The sequence below is a fragment of the Rhizobium sp. BK602 genome (assembly GCF_014195095.1).
In the GTDB taxonomy this organism is placed as follows: domain Bacteria; phylum Pseudomonadota; class Alphaproteobacteria; order Rhizobiales; family Rhizobiaceae; genus Rhizobium.
Genome location: NZ_JACIBC010000008.1, coordinates 183,108 through 208,995 on the forward strand (window position 1 = coordinate 183,108; position 25,888 = coordinate 208,995).

21 protein-coding genes and 1 tRNA gene are annotated in these 25,888 nt (G+C 63.6%); 11 read left to right on the forward strand and 11 right to left on the reverse strand.

Annotated features, from left to right (window positions below):
• Positions 1 to 75: 75 nt before the first annotated feature.
• A complete protein-coding gene (locus tag FHX11_RS24300) occupies positions 76 to 1,737 on the forward strand; it encodes an OFA family MFS transporter (protein WP_184362100.1) in 1,662 nt (553 codons plus the stop codon).
• A gap of 84 nt (positions 1,738 to 1,821) precedes the next feature.
• Here FHX11_RS24300 and FHX11_RS24305 read toward each other — a convergent pair whose 3' ends face one another.
• The 3 genes from FHX11_RS24305 to rocF all read right to left on the reverse strand — a co-directional run bounded on the left by FHX11_RS24305 (position 1,822) and on the right by rocF (position 4,636).
• Positions 1,822 to 2,298, reverse strand: coding sequence for a chemotaxis protein CheW (locus tag FHX11_RS24305; protein WP_184362103.1), 477 nt, complete (start codon positions 2,296 to 2,298; stop codon positions 1,822 to 1,824).
• Between the two features lie 132 nt (positions 2,299 to 2,430).
• Positions 2,431 to 3,633 (reverse strand): ornithine--oxo-acid transaminase, encoded by a 1,203-nt coding sequence (gene rocD, locus FHX11_RS24310; RefSeq protein ID WP_184362106.1) that lies wholly within the window; start codon positions 3,631 to 3,633, stop codon positions 2,431 to 2,433.
• A 67-nt stretch (positions 3,634 to 3,700) separates the two neighbouring features.
• Entirely contained in the window at positions 3,701 to 4,636 is a 936-nt protein-coding gene (gene rocF, locus FHX11_RS24315) for an arginase (protein WP_184362109.1), read from the reverse strand.
• A gap of 137 nt (positions 4,637 to 4,773) precedes the next feature.
• Here rocF and FHX11_RS24320 point away from each other — a divergent pair, with 137 nt between their 5' ends.
• The 3 genes from FHX11_RS24320 to FHX11_RS24330 all read left to right on the forward strand — a co-directional run bounded on the left by FHX11_RS24320 (position 4,774) and on the right by FHX11_RS24330 (position 6,945).
• Positions 4,774 to 5,202, forward strand: coding sequence for an Lrp/AsnC family transcriptional regulator (locus FHX11_RS24320; protein WP_184362112.1), 429 nt, complete (start codon positions 4,774 to 4,776; stop codon positions 5,200 to 5,202).
• Positions 5,203 to 5,297: 95 nt separating this feature from the next.
• Positions 5,298 to 6,044: an AraC family transcriptional regulator gene (locus FHX11_RS24325; protein ID WP_184362115.1), complete on the forward strand. Its 747-nt coding sequence runs from the start codon at positions 5,298 to 5,300 to the stop codon at positions 6,042 to 6,044.
• A gap of 172 nt (positions 6,045 to 6,216) precedes the next feature.
• Positions 6,217 to 6,945 carry a haloacid dehalogenase type II gene (locus FHX11_RS24330; protein WP_184362118.1) on the forward strand — a complete coding sequence of 243 codons (729 nt, stop codon included), beginning with the start codon at positions 6,217 to 6,219 and terminating at the stop codon, positions 6,943 to 6,945.
• Between the two features lie 77 nt (positions 6,946 to 7,022).
• On the opposite strand, the gene FHX11_RS24335 is transcribed toward FHX11_RS24330, so the two are convergent.
• From FHX11_RS24335 to FHX11_RS24345, 3 genes are all read right to left on the reverse strand, one after another.
• Entirely contained in the window at positions 7,023 to 11,210 is a 4,188-nt protein-coding gene (locus FHX11_RS24335; protein WP_184362121.1) for a translocation/assembly module TamB domain-containing protein, read from the reverse strand.
• Positions 11,211 to 11,264: 54 nt separating this feature from the next.
• Positions 11,265 to 13,190: an autotransporter assembly complex family protein gene (locus tag FHX11_RS24340; RefSeq protein ID WP_184362125.1), complete on the reverse strand. Its 1,926-nt coding sequence runs from the start codon at positions 13,188 to 13,190 to the stop codon at positions 11,265 to 11,267.
• Between the two features lie 283 nt (positions 13,191 to 13,473).
• Positions 13,474 to 13,791 (reverse strand): YMGG-like glycine zipper-containing protein, encoded by a 318-nt coding sequence (locus FHX11_RS24345; RefSeq protein WP_184362128.1) that lies wholly within the window; start codon positions 13,789 to 13,791, stop codon positions 13,474 to 13,476.
• Positions 13,792 to 14,089: 298 nt separating this feature from the next.
• Here FHX11_RS24345 and FHX11_RS24350 point away from each other — a divergent pair, with 298 nt between their 5' ends.
• The 4 genes from FHX11_RS24350 (at position 14,090) to hemA (ending at position 19,244) form a co-directional block, all read left to right on the forward strand.
• Positions 14,090 to 14,578 (forward strand): (2Fe-2S)-binding protein, encoded by a 489-nt coding sequence (locus FHX11_RS24350; protein WP_184362131.1) that lies wholly within the window; start codon positions 14,090 to 14,092, stop codon positions 14,576 to 14,578.
• A gap of 81 nt (positions 14,579 to 14,659) precedes the next feature.
• Positions 14,660 to 17,005, forward strand: a complete 2,346-nt coding sequence (locus tag FHX11_RS24355; RefSeq protein ID WP_184362134.1) for a xanthine dehydrogenase family protein molybdopterin-binding subunit — start codon at positions 14,660 to 14,662, stop codon at positions 17,003 to 17,005.
• Between the two features lie 18 nt (positions 17,006 to 17,023).
• Positions 17,024 to 17,818 (forward strand): xanthine dehydrogenase family protein subunit M, encoded by a 795-nt coding sequence (locus FHX11_RS24360; RefSeq protein WP_184362136.1) that lies wholly within the window; start codon positions 17,024 to 17,026, stop codon positions 17,816 to 17,818.
• 214 nt (positions 17,819 to 18,032) lie between these two features.
• A complete protein-coding gene (gene hemA / locus FHX11_RS24365) occupies positions 18,033 to 19,244 on the forward strand; it encodes a 5-aminolevulinate synthase (RefSeq protein ID WP_184362388.1) in 1,212 nt (403 codons plus the stop codon).
• A 61-nt stretch (positions 19,245 to 19,305) separates the two neighbouring features.
• On the opposite strand, the gene FHX11_RS24370 is transcribed toward hemA, so the two are convergent.
• Complete coding sequence (locus tag FHX11_RS24370) at positions 19,306 to 20,220, reverse strand: pyridoxal-phosphate dependent enzyme (protein ID WP_184362139.1); 915 nt, start codon at positions 20,218 to 20,220, stop codon at positions 19,306 to 19,308.
• Positions 20,221 to 20,346: 126 nt separating this feature from the next.
• The gene (gene dxr, locus FHX11_RS24375; RefSeq protein WP_184362142.1) at positions 20,347 to 21,540 is read right to left on the reverse strand and encodes a 1-deoxy-D-xylulose-5-phosphate reductoisomerase; all 1,194 of its coding nucleotides are present in this window, start codon (positions 21,538 to 21,540) and stop codon (positions 20,347 to 20,349) included.
• A 204-nt stretch (positions 21,541 to 21,744) separates the two neighbouring features.
• On the opposite strand from dxr, the gene FHX11_RS24380 reads away from it, so the two are divergent.
• Entirely contained in the window at positions 21,745 to 22,011 is a 267-nt protein-coding gene (locus FHX11_RS24380; protein ID WP_184362391.1) for a BON domain-containing protein, read from the forward strand.
• A gap of 13 nt (positions 22,012 to 22,024) precedes the next feature.
• On the opposite strand, the gene FHX11_RS24385 is transcribed toward FHX11_RS24380, so the two are convergent.
• Complete coding sequence (locus FHX11_RS24385; RefSeq protein ID WP_184362145.1) at positions 22,025 to 22,618, reverse strand: GNAT family N-acetyltransferase; 594 nt, start codon at positions 22,616 to 22,618, stop codon at positions 22,025 to 22,027.
• A gap of 157 nt (positions 22,619 to 22,775) precedes the next feature.
• On the opposite strand from FHX11_RS24385, the gene FHX11_RS24390 reads away from it, so the two are divergent.
• Entirely contained in the window at positions 22,776 to 23,021 is a 246-nt protein-coding gene (locus FHX11_RS24390; RefSeq protein WP_184362148.1) for a DUF6074 family protein, read from the forward strand.
• A 27-nt stretch (positions 23,022 to 23,048) separates the two neighbouring features.
• On the opposite strand, the gene FHX11_RS24395 is transcribed toward FHX11_RS24390, so the two are convergent.
• A tRNA-Arg gene (locus FHX11_RS24395) sits at positions 23,049 to 23,125 on the reverse strand.
• A gap of 119 nt (positions 23,126 to 23,244) precedes the next feature.
• Complete coding sequence (locus FHX11_RS24400) at positions 23,245 to 24,405, reverse strand: M20 aminoacylase family protein (protein ID WP_184362151.1); 1,161 nt, start codon at positions 24,403 to 24,405, stop codon at positions 23,245 to 23,247.
• Positions 24,406 to 24,774: 369 nt separating this feature from the next.
• Between FHX11_RS24400 and FHX11_RS24405 the strand changes: the two genes are divergently transcribed.
• Complete coding sequence (locus FHX11_RS24405; RefSeq protein ID WP_246781138.1) at positions 24,775 to 25,875, forward strand: D-alanyl-D-alanine carboxypeptidase family protein; 1,101 nt, start codon at positions 24,775 to 24,777, stop codon at positions 25,873 to 25,875.
• The last annotated feature ends 13 nt before the right edge of the window (positions 25,876 to 25,888 follow it).

The window sequence follows — 25,888 nt, forward strand, 5'->3', positions numbered from 1 at the left end:
GAAAATCCGTCCTGACCTGCTGTACAAGGCAGACATAATGGGGAATGCCGGTCTTTGAAACCAGGAGGGTTGTTCATGGCGACTGCGGAAACGGATATTTCAAGAGGTGATGTGTCAGCGGGGTTGCTCGATCGTGAGCGTATCATCGCCAAGCCTGGCTTCAACCGGTGGCTGGTGCCGCCGGCCGCGCTGGCGATCCATCTTTGCATCGGCATGGCTTACGGCTTCAGCGTCTTCTGGCTGCCGCTGTCGAAGGTGCTTGGCACGTCCACGCCGCCGCCGGCCGAATGCGCCAATCTCAATCTCCTCTCCGCCCTGGTCACCACGAGCTGCGACTGGCGCGTGAGCGATCTCGGCTGGATCTATACGCTGTTCTTCGTTCTGCTCGGATCGTCCGCCGCCATCTGGGGCGGCTGGCTGGAACGGGTAGGCCCGCGCAAGGCCGGCGTCGTCTCCGCCTGCTGCTGGTGCGGCGGCATCCTGGTCGCCGCGATCGGCGTCATCTTCCACCAGCTCTGGCTGATGTGGATCGGCGCCGGCGTGATCGGCGGCGTCGGTCTCGGCCTCGGCTATATCTCGCCGGTCTCGACGCTGATCAAATGGTTCCCCGACCGGCGCGGCATGGCGACCGGCATGGCGATCATGGGCTTCGGCGGCGGAGCGATGATCGGCGCGCCGCTCGCCAACCTGCTGATGACCAACTTCCGCGCCGATGGTTCGGCCGGCGTCTGGCAGACATTCGTCGTCATGGCGGCGATCTATTTCGTCTTCATGATGGGCGGCGCCTTCGGCTATCGGCTGCCGCCCGCCGGCTGGCGTCCGGAAGGCTGGACGCCGCCGCCCGCCAAGAGCACGATGATCACGACCAAGCATGTGCATCTGCGCGACGCCCATAAGACCAAGCAGTTCTGGCTGATCTGGGCCGTGCTGTGCCTCAACGTCTCGGCCGGCATCGGCGTCATCGGCATGGCTTCGCCGATGCTGCAGGAAATCTTCGGTGGCGCACTGATCGGCCTGCCGGACGTGAAATTCGCCGATCTCAGCAAGGAACAGGTGGCGGCCGTTGCAGCCATCGCCGCCGGTTTCGCCGGTCTTCTGTCGCTCTTCAACATCGGCGGGCGCTTCTTCTGGGCATCGCTCTCCGACAAGATCGGCCGCAAGAACACCTATTATTGCTTCTTCCTGATCGGCATCGCGCTCTACCTGCTGGCTCCCTGGGCCGCCGGCATTCACAGCAAGATCCTGTTCGTGGGCGCACTCTGCATCATCCTGTCGATGTATGGCGGCGGCTTCGCGACCGTTCCCGCCTATCTCGCCGATATCTTCGGTACGCAGTTCGTCGGCGCCATCCATGGCCGGCTGCTGACGGCCTGGGCGACGGCCGGGATTGTCGGTCCGGTGGTGGTCAATTACATTCGTGAGGCGCAGAAGGCTGCCGGCGTCGAGGGCGCACAGCTCTATACCTTCACCATGTATATCCTCGCCGGCATGCTGGCGCTCGGCCTCATCGCCAATTCGCTGGTGCGGCCGCTTGCCGACAAATGGTTCATGTCGGATGAGGAAGTGGCAGCGCTGCAGGCAAAGACCGCCGCCGCCAATGCCGGCCCGACCGGCTCCTTCGGCATCGGCAAGGGCGGGTTCGACGCCAAGGCGCTGATCGCCTGGGCCATCGTCGGCATCCCGCTGCTCTGGGGTGTCTGGGTGACGATCAGAAGCACCTTCGCGCTGTTCGGCTGAAACCGGCACGCGTCTTGCATGAGAAAAGCCGTCCCGGAATACCGGGGCGGCTTTTTCGTGGGGACTGAGATGAAAAGCAGGCGCTCAGGCGGCGAGTTCTTCGGCTTCGCTTTCCTTGAACATCTTGGCAAGGTTCAGGAAGCAGATCATGCCGTTTTCAGTGGCGATGATGCCTTCGCAAAAAGCACGGTCGAAGGACGCGGTGACCTCGGGGACGGGCTGGACCTGATCGGCGGCGATCGTCAGGATGTCGGAGACACGATCGACCAGCATGCCGATGACCATGTTATGGACCTCCGCCACGACGATGGCGCTACGTTCATTGGCGACCGTGCTCTCCATGCCCAGCTTGTAGGCGAGATCGATAATTGGGATGACTGAGCCGCGCAGGTTCATGACGCCGATGACATCGGCCGGCGCGTGCGGGATCGGCGTCGACGGCGCCCAGCCGCGGATTTCGCGGATCGTGGTGGTCTTGACGCAGAATTCCTGGTCGTGAAGCCGGAAGGCGATGATCTCCAAAGTATCGCCGCTGAAGCTGGTGGAATTGATCGTGGCCATGAACGTTCTTCCCATTGAAGGCGCCACACCCGGCGCGCGATTTGCAGATTATCGCAAGAACGTTGCTCAAACCTAAACCTATGGAGGCGATTCGACGGCCTCCATTAGTTTAGATTCTTCTAAAAGTTGAGATCAGCGCGCCAGGACCTTGTCGATCTGCTCCAGCGCCCAATCGACCTGATCGCGGGTAATCACCAGCGGCGGCGCGAGGCGGATCGTGTGGTCATGCGTGTCCTTGGCGAGCAGGCCGAGGTCCTTCAGCTGGTAGCAATATTGCCGGGCGCCACCGGCCTCCGGCACGAGTTCCACCGCCATCATCAGGCCACGGCCGCGGACGTCCTTGACGATGTTGGAGCGGATCGAACGCAGGCCTTCGAGGAAATAATCCCCCATGGTGGCGGCATTCTCGATCATGCCTTCCTCCGTCAGGACGCGAAGCGCCGCGCGGGCAACGGCGCAGGCGAGCGGATTGCCGCCAAAGGTGGAACCATGCTGTCCGGGTTTCAGCACGCCGAGTACCTCGGAGTTGGAGAGGACGGCGGAGACCGGGTAGAAGCCGCCCGACAGCGCCTTGCCGATCAGCGTCACGTCGGCCTCGATACCCTCATGCTCTTCGGCAAGCAGCTTGCCGGTGCGGCCGAGGCCGGTCTGGATCTCGTCGAGGATCAGGGTGACCTTGTTGGCCGTGCAGAGTTCGCGGACGCGGGTGAAGTAGCCTGCCGGCGGAATGATGACGCCGGCTTCGCCCTGGATCGGCTCGATCAGCGCTGCAACGGTGTTGCCGTTGATCGCGGCGGCGAAGGCGTCGGCATCGCCGAAGGGGACGATGCGGAAGCCGGGCGTATAGGGGCCGAAGCCGGTGCGGGCATCCGGGTCGGTGGAGAAGCTGACGATGCTCAGCGTCCGGCCATGGAAATTATTGGAGAAGACGATGATCTCCGCCTGGTTTTCCGGCACACCCTTGACCTCGTAGCCCCATTTGCGCACGGCCTTGATCGCGGTCTCGACGGCTTCGGCGCCGGAGTTCATCGGCAGGATCTTGTGCGAGCCGGTGAGCGCCGCCAGTTCTTCGTAGAGATGGGCGAGCTGATCGTTGCGGAAGGCGCGGGAGGTGAGCGTCAGCTTGCCAGCCTGCTCGATCATCGCCTCGCGGATCTTCGGATGGCAATGGCCCTGGTTGACCGCCGAATAGGCCGAGAGGCAATCGAGATAGCGCTTGCCGTCCGTATCCCAGACATAGACGCCTTCGCCGCGGGTGAGCACGACGTCGAGGGGCTTGTAATTCTGGGCGCCGAGGCGCTGTTCGGTGGCGATGAGATCGGTCGATGCGCTCATTTTGGTCTCCCCGGAGCGGGCCGGCCCCCCGAAATCTATCCTTCGGGGACCCTGCCGGATTGAAAAGTCAGGCCGCCCTTGTCGGCCGGTCGAAAATGCGCCGGCCAAACAGGCTTGCCGCCATCTCCACCAGGACGCGTGCGCTCTTGCCGCGATCGTCCAGGAAGGGATTGAGCTCGACCAGATCGAGCGACGACACCAGGCCGCTGTCGGACAGCATTTCCATGATCAGATGGGCTTCGCGATAGGTCGCGCCGCCCGGCACTGTCGTTCCCACACCCGGTGCGATATCCGGATCGAGAAAATCGACGTCGAAGCTCACATGCAGCAGGCCGTTGGCGGCGCTGACGGTATCCAGCACCTGGCGCATGATGGCGGCCACGCCCTGTTCGTCGAGCGAGCGCATGTCGAAGACGTTGACGCCGTGTTCGCGGATCTCCTCGCGCTCGCGCGGATCGACGGAGCGGATGCCGACCTGGAAGACTTTCTTCGGGTCGACCAGCGGCCGGCCGGCGGGCAGCACGCCGGCAATCTCCGCCTCGCCGCAGACGTAGGCGACGGGCATGCCGTGGATATTGCCGGACGGCGATGTCGCCGGTGAATTGAAGTCCGAATGCGCATCCAGCCAGAGCACGAAAAGCGGCCGGCCGGTTTCGGCCGCATGGCGAGCCATGCCCGAGACGCTGCCCATGGAAAGACTATGATCGCCGCCGAGCATCAGCGGGAAGCCGCCCGAGGAGGCGACTTCGTAGACCTTGGCTTCGAGCGCGCGGGTGAAGGCGCCGACGATCTTGAGATTATGTGCTCTTGGATCGTCCGGCAGGTCGGCGGCGGGGGTCGGGCGCAGGTCGCCGCTGTCGGTGACGCGATGGCCAAGCTCGGTCAGCGCCGTCTCGATGCCGGCGATGCGCAGCGCCGTCGGGCCCATGCTGGCGCCACGTCGGCCGGAGCCTTCCTCAAGCGGAACGCCGATCAGCGTGACGGGTGTGGATTCTATGTTCATCGGCGGCGCTCCGAGGCGTTAGGGGCTGTCGATTCGCATTATCGGTTGTGGGAACGACAGCAAAAAGATGGAAAATTGTCGAAAATCGAGTAGTTTTCGACAGATTGCATAATGTAACCTAGCAAAATGACAAGTCTATGGATGACCTCGATCGTGACCTCCTGAGTGCGCTCCGCCACAATGCCCGCGCCTCCGTTTCCTCTCTGGCGGCGGCGACCGGCGCCTCGCGCGCGACCGTGACGGCCCGCATCGAGCGGCTGGTCGATACCGGCACCATCACCGCCTTCACCATCCGGACCGGCCACGAGACCCGCTCCGCCGGCGTGCGTGCCATCGTCCTGATCGAAGTGCTCGGCAAGCTGGCGGACAAGGTCGCCGACCAGCTTCGCGGGCTGCCGCAGGTGAGGGCGCTGCACAGCACCAATGGCAAATGGGATTTCATCGCCGAACTGGAAGACAGGGACCTGGCGTCCTTCGACGAAACGCTGCGCCGCATCCGGCTGATCAACGGCATCAACACGACGGAGTCTAATATCTTGCTGAAGACCAGCAAGATGGGATTTTGAGCTTTGCCGGCGGTGATGGCCCGATCCCGCGTTTCAGGGCATAATGGTTGCAAGACACCGCAGCCAGCTTGATAGGCTCCCGTCCGAGGTCGAACATGTCAGCCACTCTTGAAATCCGCCAATATGCCGGCCCCGACCGTCATCGCCACGATTATAGCCAGATCCTGTTCCCGATGCGCGGCTCGATGCTGGTGGATGTCGAGGGGCGGACGGATATCGTTTCCAGCAATTGCCTGACGATCATCCCGCAGGACCATATGCATGATTTCGCGCCGAGTCCCGATTGCAGCCTCATGGTGCTGGACGTGGAATCCGCCTCTCTTCCCGAGGCGTTGCTTGCATCCGTCCTCGGGGTGCCGGCGGCCTTGACCCTCAAGGTCGAGCCGTGGCTTTGGCGGCTGTTCAGCCAGCTCGGCCGGGAAGTCGAGGCGGATGGGAGACGCGCGGCCGATGCCGCCCATCTGGCGTTGAGCGGGCTGCAACTCGTTCGGCGCGGGTGGGACGAGGCGCATTCGTCGCTTGGCATGGCGCAGCAGCGCGTCGTCAACATTGCCGACAGGGTCGGCGGTCTCGAGGCGGTTAGCGTGTCGAGTGCGGCGCGCATGGCCGGTCTCGGACAAAGCCAGTTCCATGCCCTGTTCCGGGAGATGCACGGCCAATCACCGAAGCAGTATCAGCTGCGCCAGCTCTTTGACCGCGCCGTGGATTTGCTGGTCAACACGTCGCTGCCGGTTTCGGAGATCGCCTATGAGCTGGGCTATCGCAACGCCTCGTCCTTCAACCGGCAGTTCAAGCAGCGCTTCGGCGTGACGCCATCGGTCTTCCGCAGCGCTAGAGCATGATGCCGAAAAGTGTGAGGGGATTTCGGACGACATCATGCTCCACTTTTTTGGACCCTAGAGCCGGATTGAGGATCGCAGATTCGGTCAAGTCATTCGCAGCTTCGCCTCATCACAATGAACCCTATTCCTGCGATATTCCGACGGATCAGCAACCCGGCCGCAGGAGGCCCGCTTGACCAAACTGACGGATTTCAAGGCTCTCACCTTCGATTGCTACGGCACGCTCATCGATTGGGAAACCGGCATCTGGAATGCCCTGCAGCCGCTCCTGAGCGAGGGCGGGCTGACATTTGCTCGCGACGAAGCGCTGGAGGTCTTCGGCCGGACGGAAACGGATCAGGAGCTGGCAACGCCGTCGCTGCGCTATTCGTCGCTGCTGACCGTCGTGCATGCCCGCATGGCGAAGATATGGGGCGCGCGCGTCTCGGGGGATCTGCATGAGCGTTTCGGCGCTTCGGTTCCCGACTGGCCGCCCTTCGCCGATTCCGCCAAGGCGCTCGCCTATCTGAAGAAACACTACAAGATCATCATCCTGTCGAATGTCGACCGCACGAGCTTTGCGGCCAGCAACCGTAAGCTCGGCGTGACGTTTGACGCGGTCTACACGGCGGAGGATATCGGCTCCTACAAGCCCGATCCGCGCAACTTCGCTTACCTGCTCGACCATTTGCGGGACGATCTCGGTATCGCGCCTTCGCAGGTGCTGCATGTCGCGCAGAGCCTGCATCACGACCATGTGCCCGCCACGAAGGCGGGGCTTTCCCGCGCCTGGATCGACCGGCGCTCAGGACAGCCCGGCGGCGGCGCGACGCCGGTGCCGGCTGATATTCCGGCGGTCGATTTCGTGTTCAGGAGCCTCGCGGAATTCGCGGATGCGCATCGCAGCGCCATCGGCGGCTGATATTCGGGGTCGAGGTCGCCAGACACTTGGGCTGAAGGCTGGGGACGCCCTGAGCGGGCGTCCCCGGTCTCTTCGCCTCAATATTCTCGTTCGTAGACGATGCCGGCCTCGCCGGCGCCGTCCGAGCCGGCAGCACCACGCAATTTCACGCCGCGCCCGACATTGAGGTTGATGATCGCCTTGGTGTTGTTGGAGGCGCCTTGCTGCAGCTCGATATAGGTGCGCTTGTTCAGATATTTGCCGGCGCCGACCTGGGCCTGGCCGTTCGAATCCGTGGAGATGTCGAGGTCATCGACGCCGAGATGGCTGCGCAGACCGTCGAACAGCGACGTGGAGCGCCCGCCGGCGAGCTGACTGGCGGCATCGGCGAGCTGGGCGATCTGCATGGCGGAGAGCTTCGACATGGACTGGCCGAAGATGAGCTGCGCCATCACCTCGTCCTGCGGCAGGGCGGGTGAGGAGGAGAAGCTGATCTGCGGGTCGTTCGCAAGGCCGGTGACATCGACGGTGATGGTGGTGGAGCTTACCGACGAGGTCGCCTCCATGTTGAGGGCGGGCGTCAGGTCGCCGCCGAAGGTGATCTTGCTGGTGTCGGTGAAGTCCAGGCGGCGACTGAGGATGGTCAGCCGTCCACGCCGCATGGTGAAGCCGCCGGAGACGACGGGACTTGCTGCCGTGCCGCGAACGGTGATGCTGCCGCCGAGTTCCGCATCGATGCCGCGTCCGCGCACGAAGATCTGCGAGGGGGCGTCGAGCTGCAACTCGATGCCGAGGCTGGTGGATTTGCTGCTCGGGGCCTGCGGCTTCTGGTCCTTGAACTGGGCGTTGACGGCGGCCGGCGCATTCTTGTGCTTGATATTGATCTCGGAGAGCGAGGCCGGCAGCTTTTCCGGCACGGTGATCGAAGCCTTGCTGAGCTTCAGGTTGCCGGTCAGTACCGGCGCCGTCATGAGCGGCCCCTTGATGCCCATCGTGCCGTTGACGGTCGCGGTCACCAGCGTGCCGTCGACATAGGTGGCATTGTTGAACTTCAACTGGATGTCGGCGGGAAAGCCGCTATCGGAGGCGATGCCGACCGTGCCGCTTGCCGATACGCTGCCGCCGCTGGCGAGATTGCCGTTGAGGCGCGAAATCACCGCCTGCTTGCCGTCGAGCGTAACGGTGACGGCAAGACCGTTGAGGGTGAGATTGCGGCGGACATCGATGAGCTTGGCGCCGTCCGTCGTGATTGTGCCGGTGACGGCGGGGGCCGCCGTCGTGCCCGATATCTGCAGGTCGATCTTCGCCGTGCCGTTCATGACCAGACCCTGTGCGGCGAGCTGTCCGGCCAGCGCGTCGAAGGGCAGGTTGCCGGTGAATTTCAGTCCCATCGCCTTGCTGCCTGCGACGGCGACCGTGCCGCCGCCGTTGAGCGCCAGGCCGCTCTGCCCGGTCAGATTGGTGTCGATGGTAACGGTATTGTCGGCGAATTTGCCGTTCGCCTTGATGGCGAGCGGGCCGAGGCCAGCCGATTTCGTCTGGCTGGTCGCCGCACCCGACCAATCGGTCTGGAAGCCGACGACGGGGGACGCCGCCTTGCCGGTCACGGTGACCGTGCCGGAGATCGCGCCCTCGGCGGCCAGCGTCGGCGCGAAGACATTGGCGAGGCTGGCGGGCAGGTTGACGATCCTGGCATTGATGTTCAGCGCCTGGCCGGCGGTGCCGTCGACGACGACGGAGCCGCCGCCGGTCTGGATGGTCAGGCCGTTCAGCGTCACCGTGCCATCCTTGATGGCGATCTTGGTGGGCGAGGCGAGCTTGACCGGAATGGTGCGCGGCGCGCCCGCGAAATTGTCGATGCTGACGACCGTCTGGCCGTTGCCGGTCTCGACATTGCCGTTGGCGGTCAGCGGAGCGTTGTCGTAGCGTGACTTGAGGTCGAAGACCGTGCGGCTGCCCTGCTGGGTGAAGGTCAGGCCGAGATCGGCGACGCGGTTGGCGCCCGAGGCGATGGCATCGGCGCGGATGCTGCCATTGGCGGAAAACGCCTTCAGGTCGTCGACGGTCAGCGCGATGACGGGCTTGTCGATGACGAGATCGTCGCGGCGGATGCCGCCGCCGGTGGCATTGACCTTCAGGCCGATCTTGCCGTTGGCACTGGAGAGAGCGACGTCTCCCTTGAGATCGCCGGCGGCCTTCTGCCCGGCAAGGGCGGCGAGCAGACTGAGATCGGGGAGATCGAAGGTCAGAGCGCCTGACGGTTCGAAACTCGGGGTGAAATCCAGCTTGCCCTGGAGCTTGTTGGCGCCGATCTCGGCCGTGAGCGCCGGAATGCTGGTGCGGCCGTCCCGCGAGATGGCATCGGCGGTCACGCGGATCGGCTTGCCGTCGATGGCGCCGGTTGCCTGGACGGTCGCCTGCGGGGCCTTCGGATCGGCCGTGCCGGTCACGCCGACGTCGAGCCTATCCAGCAGGCGTCCGGCGAGCTTGACATTGGCGGCTTTCAGCGACGCGTCGATGCCTTGCGCGGTCAACGGGCCTTTCGTCTTGACGGCGATATCGGCCTGGCCCTCGGCATTCTGGAGGAGCTTGGAGAGATCGAGCAGCTTGCCCGTCAGGTTCGATGCCAGCGTCTGGCCGTCGAGCGTGACATTGCCGTTGATCTCGCCGACATTCGATTTCACCGCCAGGTTGGAAAGGTTCATTTTCGTCGGCACGGTACCGGCGACCTGACCTTCCAGCGAGATCGTTCCCTCGAACTTCTCCGACACGCCGTCCGGCAGTACGGCCGGCAGGGCGAAGAGCTTGAAGTTGCCGGTCAGCGCCTTCGTCGGGAGCGTATACTTGCCGTTGACGGTGCCGCCGATGCTGGCGCTTTCCAGCGTCGTGTTGTTGAAGCCGATCGTATCGGACGAGAGCTGCAGCGGTACGGTCAGGGAGACCGGCGCGCGCACCAGGCGGTTGAGATCGGGGCTGGCGAAGGCCGTCTGTCCGACGACGAGGCGAAGCTGTACAGGTCCCGACGCGGTGCTCAGGTTGAAGGCGTCGCTCTTGGCGCTGACGTTCACCTGGCCGACCTGGCCTTGCGGCGCGCTGACGCTGTCGAGCGTCGCCTTGGCGTCGATCTTCACCGATTGCGCGGCCCCGGTCAGCGCGACGTCGGCGCGCGAGATCAAGGCGCGGACTTCGCCGCTTTCCATCGGCCAGCGGAAGTCGACCGGGCCGGAGGTGCCGAGCAGGTTGGCGTTGAGGCTGTTGTTGCCCGAGGGATCGAGCGTGCCCGAGGCGGCGATGACGACGCTGCCGGTGGCGAGATTGCCGGTCTGGATGTCGATCTTGCCCTTGCCGTCGAAGGTGGCGGAAAGATCGATCGTCGTCTGGCCGGCAAAGAGCGGACGCATGGTCGGCGGCAGCAGCGAATCGACATCGCCGCCGCCCTTGACGTCGATATGGTGCAGACCGTCGGCGGAGACGGCGTGATGGCCGTCGATCGAGACCGTCGGCTTGTTGTCCAGCGCCGCCTGCAGCTTGCCGGCCCAGTTCGACAGAGGGCCTTCCCCGGAAAGGTTGATGTCGATCGCGGGACCGCCCGGCAGGTGCAGCAGTCCGGCGAGCAGCCCGTCGCGCGGTTCGGCGAGCTGGGCTTTCAGGTTCAGCCGGTTTTCGGCCGGGGCGAAGGAGATGTTGGTCGAGAGCTTGGCATCGGGAACATCCTGGCGATTGGCGTCGAGGACGAGGTCGATGCTGCTGCTGTTCGCCTTGACGCTGCCGGCGGCCGCCAGCGCGAAATCCTGGCCGGCGACGGCCTGGCCGATGCGCAGGTTCGGCAAGGAAAGGGCGCCGATATCGACGGCGATGGGCAGGGAGAAACCGCCGCTTTCGCTCGTCGTCGCCGGTTGCTGTTCGGCCTTCGCCGTCGAGACGGGCAGGCGCTGGAAGTCCACGACATCGGCGGCGACGCGATCGGCGTGGAAGGTGCCGGTCAGCAGCGAGGCCGGCGACCAGTCGATCGCGAGCTTCTCCACCTTGGCAACGGTGCCCTTGGTATCGGCGACGGTGATGGCGCCGACCCTGAGATTGCCGGTCAGCAATCCCGAGGCCTCGGCGATGGTGATGGTGCGATCGGGTGTCGAGACGAGCTTTGCCACCTGGTCCACGGCATAGCCGGTGGCGCCGGGCACGAAGCCGACGACGAGCACCGCCGCAATGGCCAGCACGAGAATTGCCACGACCACGTAGCCGATGAAGCGCAGCAATTTCCCGACAATTCGAATCAACATGCTCATGAGAGCGACAGTAACCTCACTTTTGTAACCGCGTGCTGAACCGACCGTACAGCCTTAGAAGGATTGGCCGATGCCGGCATAGATGCCGTATGCCGTACCGTCAGGATATTTCTTCAGGGGAACGGCGACATCGAGCCTGATGGGGCCGAAGGGCGTAGCGTAGCGCACACCGACGCCCGCGCCAATGCGCAGATCGGAAAAGTCGGGAAAAGTGCTGTCGGTGACGCTGCCGACATCGATGAAGGGCACGATGCCGATCGTGTCGGTGATCTTGACGCGGGCTTCGAAGGAGGCGGTGGCATAGGCGCTGCCGCCGAGCGCATCGCCCTTGGAATTATAGGGCGAGATTTCCTGATAGGCATAGCCGCGCACCGAGCCGCCGCCGCCGGCATAGAAGCGCCGGGTGGCCGGAATATCCTCGACGTTGTTGGCGCCGATCAGCGAACCGAGGGAAAGCTTGCCGGCGAAGACGACATTGTTGTTGGCGCCAATGCCCTGATAGCCCGAAATCGAGCCCTCGAAGGAGCTGAACACCGTGCCGCCCATTGCTTCATAGCTCGGCTTGGCGCTGATCGAGGCGCGGTAGCCCTCGGTCGGGTCGAGCTTGTTGTCGCGGGTGTCGCGGACATATTCGAGCGGGATCGCCACCGTCAGATAGTTTTGATCGCCGTAGGCATCGGTGCTGTCCTGCTCGTAGGACACTTCGCCGCCGGCGGAGACGGTGTCCTGATCGGACAGCTCGTAGGCGAGGCCGGCGCTGGCGGTGACGGTGTTTGCATCATAGGCGTCGGGATGCAGGCTCTGCATCTTCAGGCCGGCGGTGAAGGTCGCGGACGGGTAGAAGGTGGCGGGCCTGACATAGGTGACGCCGGCGCTATAGTCGAGCTGGCCGACATCGGTAGATTCACCGATGCGGGAGACCGATCCCTCGATGCGCAGCGAATCCGCACGGCCGGTCAGGTTGCGGTGGCCCCAATAGCCCTGCAGGCCGATGCCGTCGATGGTGGAATATTGCGCGCCGACGCCGAAATAGCGCTGCTTGCCTTCCGACACTTCGATGGTCATGGGAATGCTGCCGTCCGGCGCCAGCTTGTCGGCCTCGCGGATGGTGACGCTGGAGAAGACGCCGAGCTTGCGCAGGCGGTCGGATGCCTTTTTCAGCTCGTCCGGCGAATAGGGCCTGCCCTCGTTGATGCGGGCATAGGTCTTGATGAAATTCGGATCGACCGATTTCTGACCGGTGACGCCGACATTGCCGAAGGGCGCGACCGGGCCGCTGTCGACCCGCAGAGACACGTCGACCGTGCGGGTGGCATGATCGGCGACGACATCGCGCTTGGTCAGTTTTACGAGCGGATGTCCCTCATTCTTGAAATCGGCGACGATCTTGTCACCGGCTTTCAGAATGGTCAGCGAGCCGGCATCGCCGCCGGGCACGAGCCCGTATTGCGCGGCATCGCGGCTGGCGGCGTCGCCGAGCAGGCTGACCTTGCCGAGCTTGAAGACAGGGCCGGGGTCGATGCTGATCGTGACGGCGACGGGCTTGGCGCGGCTGAATGTCGGGTTCGGCGGCAAGGCATCGAGATTGGTGCCGTCGATGGTGATGGTGACGACCGCGCCGTAGCGGGCCTTCTCGTAGAGCGTGGCGATCAGCCGGTCGCGGTCGTCGCGCGCCTTGATGACGATGCCGAGATCGCCGGAGACGGGCTTCTTCTTGTCGGCCACCAGTGTCGAGGTGTCGGCCAGGCTATCCTTGAGGTCCTTGTCGAGATTGTCGGTCTTCAGGTCGACAGTGTAGCGGACGGGATCGCTGACCTCATCCGTCGTATCGTCCTCGCCCCAGAGCGTCATGCCGAACAGCTTGAAAGCAAAGGCATTTCCTGCGCCGAAAGGGCCGAGCGCAAGCGTTGCCGCAACCGCTGCCACGGTGCCTGCTCGCCGATACGCAATACTCTTCCTCGGACCAGTTCTTCTACGCATACGCCGCTTTACGGTTATATGAGAACTTACTCAGCTTGACGTTTCCCCCGGGTTAACGCGCGGGCACCATAGAGGCAAAACTCCGTTAGGTGTATCTTTTTTAGACTCGAAAACCTGCAAAAGACGGCGGGAAAAAGCAAAGATCCTCGTTTTTCGCGGAGGATTCGGAGCACTCGCAGGGGCCTGTCCGGGGCGGCTGGTGGCTGCCGTTTGCGCCGGCCATCGCCATGAAAAAAGCCCCGGAGCGTCGCTCCGGGGCTTCGATATCCAAATCTGCGATCAATCAATAACCGCTGTTGTAGCCGCCGTAACCGCCACGATAACCGCCATCATCGCGATAGCCGCCGCGCGGGCAATTATCGATGTAACGACGGCCATAGCGGTCGCGGTAGTAGCACTGGCCGGGCTGCTCGGAGACGCTGCCGATCACGGCGCCGGAAACGCCGCCGATGGCCGCACCGACCGCTGCGCCGCGAACGTTACCGGTCACGGCGCCGCCGATGATGGCACCGGATGCCGCGCCGATGCCGGCGCCCTGTTCAGTCGGGGTGCAGCTTGCGATCGACAAGCCGACCATTGCGAGCATAAGAACTTTCTTCATTTACTCTCTCCAACGTTAGTTAAGCCGGACCCCCGGCCAACGTCGTCCCATTCTTCAGCTCCACCACGATGGGCTGTCCTTACAGTCCTGCAGCTAAAAAGAAATATCGTGTAAAATATGATTGTCCATCGGGCACTTGTATTTTTTTGGCTGCTAAACTAGCGGCGCACCCATTTGGCGGATGAAAGCGACAATCCCGGAAGAAAAATCCGCACTCCCCTCAAAGGTAGAGGTTGATCGTACTTCAAAAAAGTCAAATGATGGCAAATGCCTCTGGAGGAGAGGCGTGGAGGAAAATATGGCAAAAGTGACTTTGACGGTGAACGGCCGGACAGTCAGTGGCGAGTGCGAGGATCGCACCCTGCTTGTCCATTTCATCAGGGAAAAGCTTGGCCTGACGGGAACCCATGTGGGCTGCGACACCAGCCAGTGCGGCGCCTGCGTAATCCATATGGACGGCAAGTCGATCAAGAGCTGTTCCATCCTTGCCGTGCAGGCGTCCGGCTCGGCGATCACAACCATCGAGGGTCTGGCTGCCAACGGCGAACTGCATCCCGTCCAGGCCGCCTTCAAGGAGCATCATGGCCTGCAATGCGGCTTCTGCACGCCGGGAATGGTGATGACGGCCGTCGACATGATCAACCGTCATGGCGGCTCGCTGGACGAAAAGACCGTTCGGGCCGAGCTGGAAGGCAATATCTGTCGCTGCACCGGCTATCACAACATCGTCAAGGCGGTGCTGTCAGCCAATGCCGAAATGCATGCCGCCAGACAGGCGGCCGAGTAAGTTTTCACCGAGATTGCCTGGCGAACGCCAACGGCTGTTATCTGGCGGTTTGCCGGCCCGAAACCCTGATCGGAGGATGTCATGGGTGTTGAAGGCATTGGTGCGCGCGTCGCGCGAAAGGAAGACAAGCGGTTTCTGACGGGCAAGGGGCGCTACACCGACGACATGGTGGTGCCGGGCATGAAATATGCCTATTTCGTCCGCAGCCCGCATGCGCATGCGAAAATCACCGGCATCGATGCCTCGGCGGCTTTGGCCATGCCGGGCGTGATCGGCGTGCTGGATGGCAAGGAGCTGCTGACCGACGGCATCGGTAACCTCATCTGCGGCTGGATGATCCACTCCAAGGACGGATCGCCGATGAAGATGGGCGCCTGGCGGCCGCTGGCGGTCGACACCGTGCGCTATGTCGGCGATGCCGTGGCGATCGTGGTGGCGGATTCGCTCGGCGAGGCCCGCGACGCGGCCGAGGCCGTCGTGGTGGATTACGAGGAGCTTCCCGCCGTCATCGAGGCGGTCAACGCGCTGGAGCCGGGGGCGCCGCAGATCCATCCGGAAGCGGAAAACAACCTGATCTTCGACTGGGAGCTCGGCGACGGCGCCGCTACCGACAAGGCGATCGCGGCGGCCGCGCATGTCACCGAGATCGAGCTTCACAACAACCGGCTATCGCCGAACGCCATGGAGCCGCGCGCCGCTCTCGGCATCTATGATGCCGCCGAGGATCACTATACCTGCTACACGACCAGCCAGAACCCGCATGTCGCGCGGCTCGTCATGAGCGCCTTCTACAATGTCGCCCCGGAAAACAAGCTGCGGGTGATCGCGCCCGATGTCGGCGGCGGCTTCGGTTCGAAGATCTATATCTATCCCGAGGAGATCGTCTGTCTCTGGGCGTCGAAGAAGACCGGCGTGCCGGTCAAATGGGCCGCCGACCGCACCGAGGCCTTCCTCACCGATGCGCATGGCCGCGATCACGTTTCCAAGGTGAAGATGGCCTTCGACGCGCAGAACCGCATCACGGCGCTGAAGGTCGACACCATCGCCAATCTCGGCGCCTATATGTCGCTCTTCTCCTCCTGCGTGCCGACCTATCTCTACGCGACGTTGCTGTCGGGCCAATACGACATCCCGGCGATCCACGCCAATGTCCGCACCGTCTATACCAATACGGTGCCGGTCGATGCCTATCGCGGCGCGGGGCGTCCGGAAGCGACCTTCCTGCTGGAGCGGACGATGGAAACGGCGGCGCGCGAGCTCGGCGTCTCGCCGGCCGAATTGCGGCGCGTCAATTTTATCCGCTCCTTCCCGCACCAGACGCCGGTGATCATGAACTACGATGCCGGTGACTACGAGGCGTCGCTGAACGCCGCCATGCAGCAGGCCGACTGGAGCGGTTTCCCGGCCCGCAAGGCAGAAGCGGCGGCGCGCGGCATGAAGCGCGGCATCGGCATGAGCTGCTATATCGAGGCCTGTGGTCTCGCGCCGTCGCAGGCGGTCGGCGCGCTCGGCGCCGGCGTCGGCCTGTGGGAATCGGCCGAGGTGCGCGTCAACGCGGTTGGTACCATCGAGGTGCTCACCGGTTCGCACAGCCACGGCCAGGGGCATGAAACCACCTTCGCTCAGCTCGTCGCCGACCGGCTCGGCGTGCCGATCGAGAGCGTCTCGATCGTGCATGGCGATACCGACAAGGTGCAGATGGGCATGGGCACCTATGGCTCGCGCTCCGGCGCCGTCGGCATGTCGGCCGTGGTCAAGGCGCTCGACAAGGTCGAGGCCAAGGCCAAGAAGATCGCCGCGCATCTGATGGAGGCCGACGAAAGCGATATCGTCATCGAGAACGGCGAGGTGAAGGTCGCCGGCACCGACAAGTCGCTCCCCTGGTTCCAGGTGGCGCTGTCGGCCTATACCGCGCACAATCTGCCCGCCGGCATCGAGCCGGGCCTGAAGGAGACCGCCTTCTACGATCCGTCGAACTTCACCTTCCCGGCCGGCTGCTACATCTGCGAAGTCGAGGTCGATCCGGAAACGGGCAGGACCGAGATCATCCAGTTCGTCGCCGCCGACGATTTCGGCAATATCATCAATCCGATGATCGTCGAGGGCCAGGTGCATGGCGGCATTGCGCAGGGGATCGGCCAGGCGCTGCTGGAGGGCGTGCATTATGACGAGAACGGCCAGCTCCTGACGGCGAGCTTCATGGATTACGCCATGCCGCGCGCCGACGATCTGCCGTCCTTCAAGATCTCGCATCAGGTCACGCCAAGTCCCAGCAATCCGCTCGGGGTCAAGGGCTGCGGCGAAGCCGGCGCCATAGGCTCGCCGCCGGCGCTGATCAACGCCATCACCGATGCGATCGGCAACAACACCCTTACCATGCCGGCCACGCCGCTGAAGGTATGGGAAGCCACCCAGGCCGTGGCCTGAGACGGGGAGGAGAAAGCCATGTATGCAACCAATTATCACCGCGCCTCCTCGGTTGACGAGGCCGTCAAGCTCAAGTCGGGCGCAGACGAGGGCAAATATGTCTCCGGCGGCATGACGCTGATCGCCACCATGAAGCAGCGTCTGGCCTCGCCGAGCGATCTGGTCGATCTCCGGCATATCCCGTCGCTGAAGGGCATTCGTGTCGATGGCCGCAGGGTGACGATCGGAGCGGCAACGACGCATGCGGAGGTCGCATCCTCGGCGGCGATCCGTGCCGTCTGTCCGGCGCTCTCAGACCTTGCCGGCATGATCGGCGATCCGCATGTCCGCCACATGGGCACGATCGGCGGTTCGGTCGCCAACAACGATCCGGCGGCGGACTATCCCGCCGCCATGCTGGCGCTCGCCGCCACCATCGTCACCGACAAGCGCCAGATCGCGGCCGACGATTTCTTCACCGGCCTGTTCGAAACGGCATTGGAGGACGGCGAGCTGATCACCGCGATCACCTTCGAAGCGCCGGAAAAGGCTGCCTATGCCAAATTCCCCAATCCCGCCTCGCGCTACGCCATGACCGGCGTCTTTGTCACGAAAGGATCGGGCGGCGTGCGGGTGGCGGTGACCGGGGCGGGGGCGGACGGCGTGTTCCGCGATAGCGGCCTGGAACAGGCGCTGGCCGGTAACTGGTCGCCGGATGCGGTCGCCAATGTCAGCATCGATTCGTCGGCGCTGCTGTCGGATCTGCATGCGACGGCGGACTATCGCGCCAATTTGATCAAGGTCATGGCCAAGCGTGCCGTGGCCGCGGCATAGATCGCAAAAGAAGCGCCGGAGGGCCGCCTGGCCGCCCTCCGGTTTTCACCGTTCCGGACAAATCCTGGTTGTCAACTTGCCGTGATTGTCTATTCTTGTCTGGAATTATTCAAAATTAGGGGCCATTTGCCGCAGCGAGGCGTGAAAGCAATATGCAGGGGTTGACGTGTGAACCGGCATTCATGAAAACGGTTGCATGGTTCTGGAGCAGATGATGGATTTCGAAGCATTCTTTAAGGGCGAACTGGACGGCTTGCACAAGGAGGGCCGCTACCGCGTATTCGCCGATCTCGAGCGTCACCGCGGCAGTTTCCCCCGCGCGACGCGGCATACGCCCAACGGCCCGCAGGAAGTGACGGTCTGGTGCTCCAACGACTATCTCGGCATGGGCCAGCATCCGAAAGTGATCGAGGCAATGAAGCAAGCCATCGATCACTGTGGCGCGGGTGCGGGAGGCACCCGGAATATTTCTGGCACCAACCACTACCATGTTCTGCTCGAGCAGGAGCTTGCCGATCTGCACGGCAAGGAAGCCGCGCTGATCTTCACCTCGGGCTATATTTCCAACTGGGCGACGCTCGGCACGCTCGGCGCGCGCATTCCCGGCCTGATCGTCTTCTCGGATGCGCTGAACCATGCCTCGATGATCGAGGGCATCCGCCACGCGAAATGCGACAAGGTTATCTGGAAACACAACGACCTGCATGATCTCGAAGCCAAGCTGAAGGCTGCCGATCCGAAGGCGCCGAAGCTGATCGCCTTCGAGAGCGTCTATTCGATGGATGGCGATATCGCCCCGATCAAGGAAATCTGCGATCTCGCCGACAAATATGGCGCGATGACCTATCTCGACGAAGTGCATGCCGTCGGCATGTACGGCCCGCGCGGCGGCGGCATTGCCGAGCGCGAAGGGCTGATGGACCGCCTGACGGTGATCGAGGGTACGCTCGGCAAGGCTTTCGGCGTCATGGGCGGCTATATCGCCGCTTCGGCCGCGCTCTGCGACTTCATCCGTTCCTTCTCGTCCGGCTTCATCTTCACGACCTCGCTGCCGCCATCGCTGGCCGCCGGCGCCGTCGCCTCGATCCAGCACCTGAAGGTAAGCCAGTTCGAACGCGCCCGCCATCAGGACCGTGTCCGCCGGCTGCGCCTGCAGCTCGATGCGGCAGGTATTCCGCATATGCCGAATCCGAGCCATGTCGTGCCGGTCATGGTCGGCGATGCCGCCAAGTGCAAGTGGATCTCTGACCTGCTGCTCGACAACGGCGTCTATGTCCAGCCGATCAACTATCCGACCGTGCCGAAGAAGACCGAGCGCCTGCGCATCACGCCGACGCCGCTGCATTCCGATGCCGATATCGATCATCTGGTCGGCGCGCTGCATGCGCTCTGGTCGCGCTGCGCGCTGGCTCGCGCAGTCGCGTAAGGCAACCCGAACCGGATCATGAACCGGAGCGATTGAAGCTCGCTCTGGTATGTCTATGGGTTCAGCGAGCCTGCCAGGCCTGCAACTGACCGATCGAGGCCGTTGCGCCGCCGCAAACCACGATCAGCACCCGCTCGTAACGTGCCAGCCGGTCGGCATGCGTGTAGGCGACCGCCAGGGCCGCACCGCAGGCCGGCTCCACCAATACCCGATGATCGTCGAGGAAGCGCATGCATGCGCCGACAGCGGCGCGATCGTCGACGGTGACGCAATCGACGGGCCGGGTCCGGGCGATCTCGAAGGCGCGCTGGCTGACCTTTCGGGCGCCGAGCGAGGTTGCGATGCTGGTGATGGCGGGCAGTTCGGTGAGCTTTCCGGCCTCGACGGATGCCGCCAGAGAGGCTGCCCCCTCGGTTTCCACGGCGATGATCGGAATATCCCGAAGCCCGTTGCGCTCCAGCCCCTCGGCAACGCCGGCCATCAGCCCGCCGCCGCCGACCGAAAGCACGACCGCATCGAAGGAGACGCCGGCCCGGACGGCCTCGTCGATCATCGTCGCATGGCCCGTCCACAGCAACGGATCGTCGAAAGGATGGATGAACGCCGCTTCGGCATCGACCGCTTGAAGGGCGCGCTCGTTCGCCTCCTGCCAGGACGCGCCATGGACGAAGACCTCGGCGCCTTCCTGGCGGATCAGCGATTTTGCCCATTCGCTCGTCGTCTCCGGAACGAACACCGACACCGGTATCGAGAGACGGCGCCCGGCATAGGCCACGGCGATGCCGGCATTGCCGCCGGAGGAGGAAACGAAGCGCTTTTTGCCGTTTCCGGCATGATGCTCGCAGGCCGCCCCTATGCCCCGGATCTTGAAGGAACCCGGCGGCTGGAGGGCATCCATCTTCAACCAGACGGATCGCCCCGAGGCCAGGCTGAGCGGACGGGATTCGAGGAGCGGTGTTTCGATATGCAGGGCCATGGGATGCCTGTTGGAGCGCGATGTTGTATTGGCTTACCGAAACGCGACGACGGTCCCGGCAAGAAACAAACCGGCGGATGAAGGCGGCCGTGTACGGCCTGCCTTTCTGCCTCTTTTATCTGCGGCTTACGCAGCCTTTTCCTTCTGCTTCACCAGCGCCTGCGCCCGGCCGCGCGCTTCCTCGTCGGCGGCAAAGACGGCCTCCATCGTTTCGGCGGCGGCGACGGCGGTCATCTGGTCCATGACGGCTTCGGCGATGTCGGCCATGTCGAGGAAGCCGATGCGGCCGTCGACAAAGGCCTGGAAGGCGATCTCCTCGGCAGCATTCATGATGGCGCCCTGCAGCCCGCCGCGTTCCAGCGCCGTGCGCGCCAGCCGCAATGCGGGGAAGCGAATCTCGTCCGGCGCCTCGAAATCCAGCCGCGCCAGCTTGGTGAAATCCAGCCGGTCGACATTGAGCTTCGGCCGTGACGGATAGGTCAGCGCATAGCCGATGGCGGTGCGCATGTCGGGACAGCCGAGCTGCGCCAGCACCGAACCATCGGTGTAGCCGACCATCGAATGGATGACGGATTGCGGATGGACGACGACCTCGATCTGTTCCGGGCGGACGTCGAACAGGTGCTTGGCCTCGATCATCTCCAGCGCCTTGTTGAACATCGAGGCGCTGCCGATCGAGATTTTCAGGCCCATGGACCAGTTGGGATGCGCGCGCGCCACCGCCGCCGTGACATTGGCCATCTGCTCGCGCGACCATGTGCGGAAGGGGCCGCCGGAGGCGGTGAGGATGATGCGTTCCACCGCGTGCTGCTGGTCGTCCTCCAGCGCCTGGAAGATGGCGCTGTGCTCGCTGTCCACGGGGATGAGCCGGCCGCCACCTTCACGGACGGCGCGCACGAAGAGATCGCCGGCGGAGACCAGGCATTCCTTGTTGGCCAGCGCGATGTCGGCGCCGCGGCGGGCGGCTGCAAGCGTCGGCGCTAGGCCGGCCGTGCCGACGATCGCCGCCATCACCCAGTCGGAGGGAATGGAGGCGGCCTCGATCAGCGCATTCCGGCCGGCGGCGGCGGCAATGCCGGTGCCGGCCAGCGCGTCCTTGAGCGCCTGGTAGCGATCCTCATTGGCGGTGACGGCCAGCGCTGCGCCGCAGGCCTTGGCTTGGCTTGCCAGGAGATCGATATTGTCATGCCCGGTAATGGCGGCGATGTCGAAGGCGTCGCGCCCGCCCAACTGGGCAATGACGTCGAGCGTGTTCTGGCCGATCGAACCGGTCGAACCCAATATCGTCAGGCGGCGTCGAGCCTTGCTCCCGCTTGTCATTCCGCTATCCGCATCTTGCTGTCTTTGCCCATGGCTCTACAGGGGATCGCGATGGGCGGCAAGTCCGCAGCCATGCCGGCGCGCTGCGGCCGCCACGCCGGTATTCGGAAAATTACCGATTTTAACGATTATTTACAGGCACCTGATGAACCAATTGCCGTATGCGGCGTTTCCTGTCCACGAAAGTGTCGGGAGACGGGATTAGTGGTTTTCAAGGCAGCTACATTTCATGGCATCACGCTGGTAATGGACAATGAGCATGCGATGCGTTCGGCACTGGAATGCGAGGTTGCCAATGCACTCGCGGTCGCAGGCGGCCTGGATGCCTCCGATGTCACCGTCACCGCCGTCGGCCAGGAAATCCGTCTCGGGGGAACGGTGGCGACGCCGGATGAGGTCAAGCGCGCGAGCGCGGTGGCGGAGGCGATGCCGGGAGTGAGGCTGGTGCGCAACCGGATCACGGTGGGGTGACGAGCCCGCCTGGTTATGTGCTGCTTCCCGTTGCTATCCAGAAGAGCAGCTTGATCACATCGGGAGAGTCCGATGGGTCCGTGGCTCGGCGATCGAATATGCCGCCGACTTTCTCGATGACCCGCCGCGAGGCATGGTTACTCTCATCGCAAATGATGCTTAACCTTGCAAAGCCGGCTTGTTCCGCGATCGGCAGCAACAGCTGCAATGCCCGCGTCGCATATCCGCGGCCCTGTTTCCAGGGAACGATCGAATAGCCGACATGACCCGGCACATTGAGCGGCAATTGCGTCGTTCCCGATAAATACCGTAGCGTGATGTAGCCGCAGAATGCGCCATCCCAGATCCAGAATGGCTGGAGAATGAGACGTTGAGGCTTGCGGTCCGGGACGGATGTGGCCACGACGTCGCCAGATGCAAGGCGTGCGAGGAAAGCCGCCCTGTCATGCCGCAGCATTTTCAGCTCGGTTTCGACATAGGTCCTGTCCCGCAGACGCCGCGGATCGGGAGACCACCCCCGCGTCAGCGCCTCTTCGAAGCCGGCGATGTCGGCCAGTGCCGGTTCGATGAGGGCGATGCCCGTCGCCGATGCTTCGTCTCCCGTCATCTCCGTCCTCGATCCGCATGAAGCCTCGGCCGCGTTGCCGGCATCTCTTCCTCATACTCGCAAACGGAAACTGCCGCGATGGTTCATAGTTTATGAAGATCTGGCGGCGATGGTGCTGACATCTTGATGTGATTCGCATGACAATGACGGAGATGGCATGACCCTTCTGCAGTTCCCGGCCCACCGGCGCACCAGTGACGTAAGACGATGCGCTGAAGCCTTGCAGCACCTGCATGGGGCCGCGGCAAACCAGTTCTGGCGCTCGGAAATGGCCGTATTCGCAGCCGCACTCAGAGAGCAGGGCGTCGCCGAGGACGAGATTTCGCATCAGGCCGGCCTGTTCATGCATGCGGTGCAGCTGGAACTGCAGGCGGCATTCACGGTGGAAGAGGCTTCGGCCTGATTCTTTCAAAATTCTGTTTGGAAGAAATGGTGATCTCGACGCGATTCGAACGCGTGACCCTCAGATTAGGAATCTGATGCTCTATCCTGCTGAGCTACGAGACCACTGGAACTGATCCATACAAAAGCAAGGGCGCGAAGCCAAGCCTTTTTGCGTCGTGGAGACAATCTGCTTTGCGATGCCATGCGCCCCGGTCGGGCGCATGGCGCGCTATGGGTATGTCTTAGGCGCCCAGGCGCTGTTCGGCGAGCCGGACCCAGTAGGAGACGCCATGGGCGATGGCGTCGTCGTTGAAGTCGTAGGCGGCGTTGTGCAGGCCCGCCGTGTCGCCGTTGCCGACGAAGATGAAGGCGCCGGGGCGGGCGTTCAGCATGTAGGAGAAATCCTCGCCGCCCATCATCGGATCGACATCGGCGACGACATTGGCCGTGCCGGCGATGTCGCGGGCGGCGGCAAGGGCATGCTCGGTCTCGTCGGCGTGGTTGAAGGTCACCGGATAGTTACGCTGGAACTGGATGTCGGCGTCGGCGTCGTGGCTGGCGGCGATACCGGTGACGATCTGCTTGAAGCGACGTTCGGCCAGATCGCGGATCTCGGGATCGAGCGTGCGCACGGTGCCCGCGAAGCCGGCATTGTCGGGAATGACGTTATAGGCGTTGCCGGCATTGAACTTGGTGACGGTGACGACCACTGACTTCAGCGGATCGGCGCTGCGCGAGGCGATGAGCTGCAGGTTGGTGACGATCTGGGCGCCGATGGCGATCGGGTCGATGGTCTTGTGCGGCAGGGCGGCATGGCCGCCGCGGCCCTTGATGGTGACGGTGAACTCGTCCGTCGCCGCCATGATCGGACCCTTGCGGATGGCGAACTGGCCGACGGGAAGGCCCGGCAGATTGTGCATGCCGTAGACCTCGGCGATCGCAAAGCGCTCCATCATGCCGTCCTTGACCATGGCGTCGCCGCCAGCACCGCCCTCTTCGGCCGGCTGGAAGATCACGGCGACGTTGCCGTCGAAATTGCGGGTTTCGGCGAGATATTTCGCCGCTCCCAGCAGCATGGCGGTGTGGCCGTCATGGCCGCAGGCGTGCATCTTGCCGGGTGTGAGGGAGGCCCAGGGCTTGCCGCTGATTTCGGTGAGCGGCAGCGCATCCATGTCGGCGCGCAGGCCGACGGTGCGGCCCGGACCCCGACCACGGATCAGGCCGACGACGCCGGTGCGGCCGATGCCGGTCACGACCTCGTCGACACCGAAGGACTTGAGCTTCTCGGCCACGAAGGCGGCGGTCTCTTCCACCGCATACAGCAGCTCCGGATGCGTGTGGATATGGCGGCGCCATTCGGTCACTTCGTCCTGCAGTTCGGCGGCTCTGTTCAAGATCGGCATGCTGATGTCCCTGCTCACTATCGGATTCGGTTTCTACTCTCGGCCGGCGTACGAATTTTGCCGCCGCATCGCCCGTTTCGAAGCGCTGCGCCCGATCAAAAGCCCGTGATCTCCGGTCATCCCGTTTCCCGTCGAAAATGGACGCAATGACCCGAATTCATGGAACCGGAGCGGCCCTTCCGTCTTTGTGGAATTGCTGTGCTCCAGGGAAATAAACTCGTCGATCGCCTTTGCCTTCACCTAGCCATATAGGTTAAATAGGCGAAGCTTTCGAGAAAATTCCGGACTTCTGAAGGATAGATCGTGCCGACGAAGCAGAATCGCTTGTATGCCGCCCTGCGGCTCGTTCCCGTGGCCGCAGCCGCATCCATGCTGTTCCTGTCGACCGCGCATGTGGCCGCAGCCAATCCGCATGTCCTCGTCGAGGCCAATACCGGCCGCGTGCTCGACCATCAGGAGGCCTTCAGCAAGTGGTATCCGGCCTCGCTGACCAAGCTGATGACGGCTTACGTCACCTTCCGCGCGATCCAGTCCGGGCAGGTCTCGCTCGACACGCCGATCGTCATGTCGAAGCTTTCCGCCGGGCAGCCGGCCGCGAAGATGTATTTCAAGCCGGGCCAGAAGCTGACGCTCGACAATGCCCTGAAGATGATGCTGGTCAAATCCGCCAACGATCTCGCCATGGCGCTCGCCGAGAATATCGGCGGCTCGCAGCAGGGCTTCGTCGCGCGCATGAACGCCGAGGCCGCCCGCCTTGGCATGCTCGATACGCATTTCATCAATCCGAACGGCCTGCCGGGCCAGGGCCAATATACGACGGCGCGCGACCTTGCGGTGCTGAGCGTGGCGCTACGCCGCGAATTCCCGCAATATGCCGGCTATTTCTCGCTGGAAGGCTTTACCAACGGCGTCAAGCAGGTGCCGAACATCAACATGCTCATCGGCCGCTTCGACGGCGCCGACGGCATGAAGACCGGCTTCATCTGCGCGTCGGGCTTTAACCAGATCGCCTCGGCCACCCGCAACGGCCGCACGCTGATTTCCGTCGTTCTCGGCACCGACAGCCTGGCGGCGCGCGCCGACGATTCCGCCAACTTCCTGGAAAAGGGCTTCCAGAACCAGTTTTCCGGCCGCGACACGCTGGCAAGCCTGCGTCCCTATGGGCCGGGCCAGGACCAGGTCGCCAACCTCACCGCCGATATCTGCAGCGCCAAGGGCGCGAAGATCCGCAGCGAGACGCGTGACGAGGCCGGTCGCATGAAGGTGACCTCGCCCTATATCCACGAAATGGATCATGAGCCGAATTTCGTCTATGCCGGCCTGATCGGCGGGCAGGATGCCGCCACCGCCAGCAACGGCGACAAGGGAGATGCGACGGCGCGAGGCGACAAGACGACGAAGGGCGACAAGATCGCCGCCTCGAGTGCCGCCCCCGGCATCCCGATCCCGCAGCCACGTCCCACCTTCTGATCGGATCTGAGCC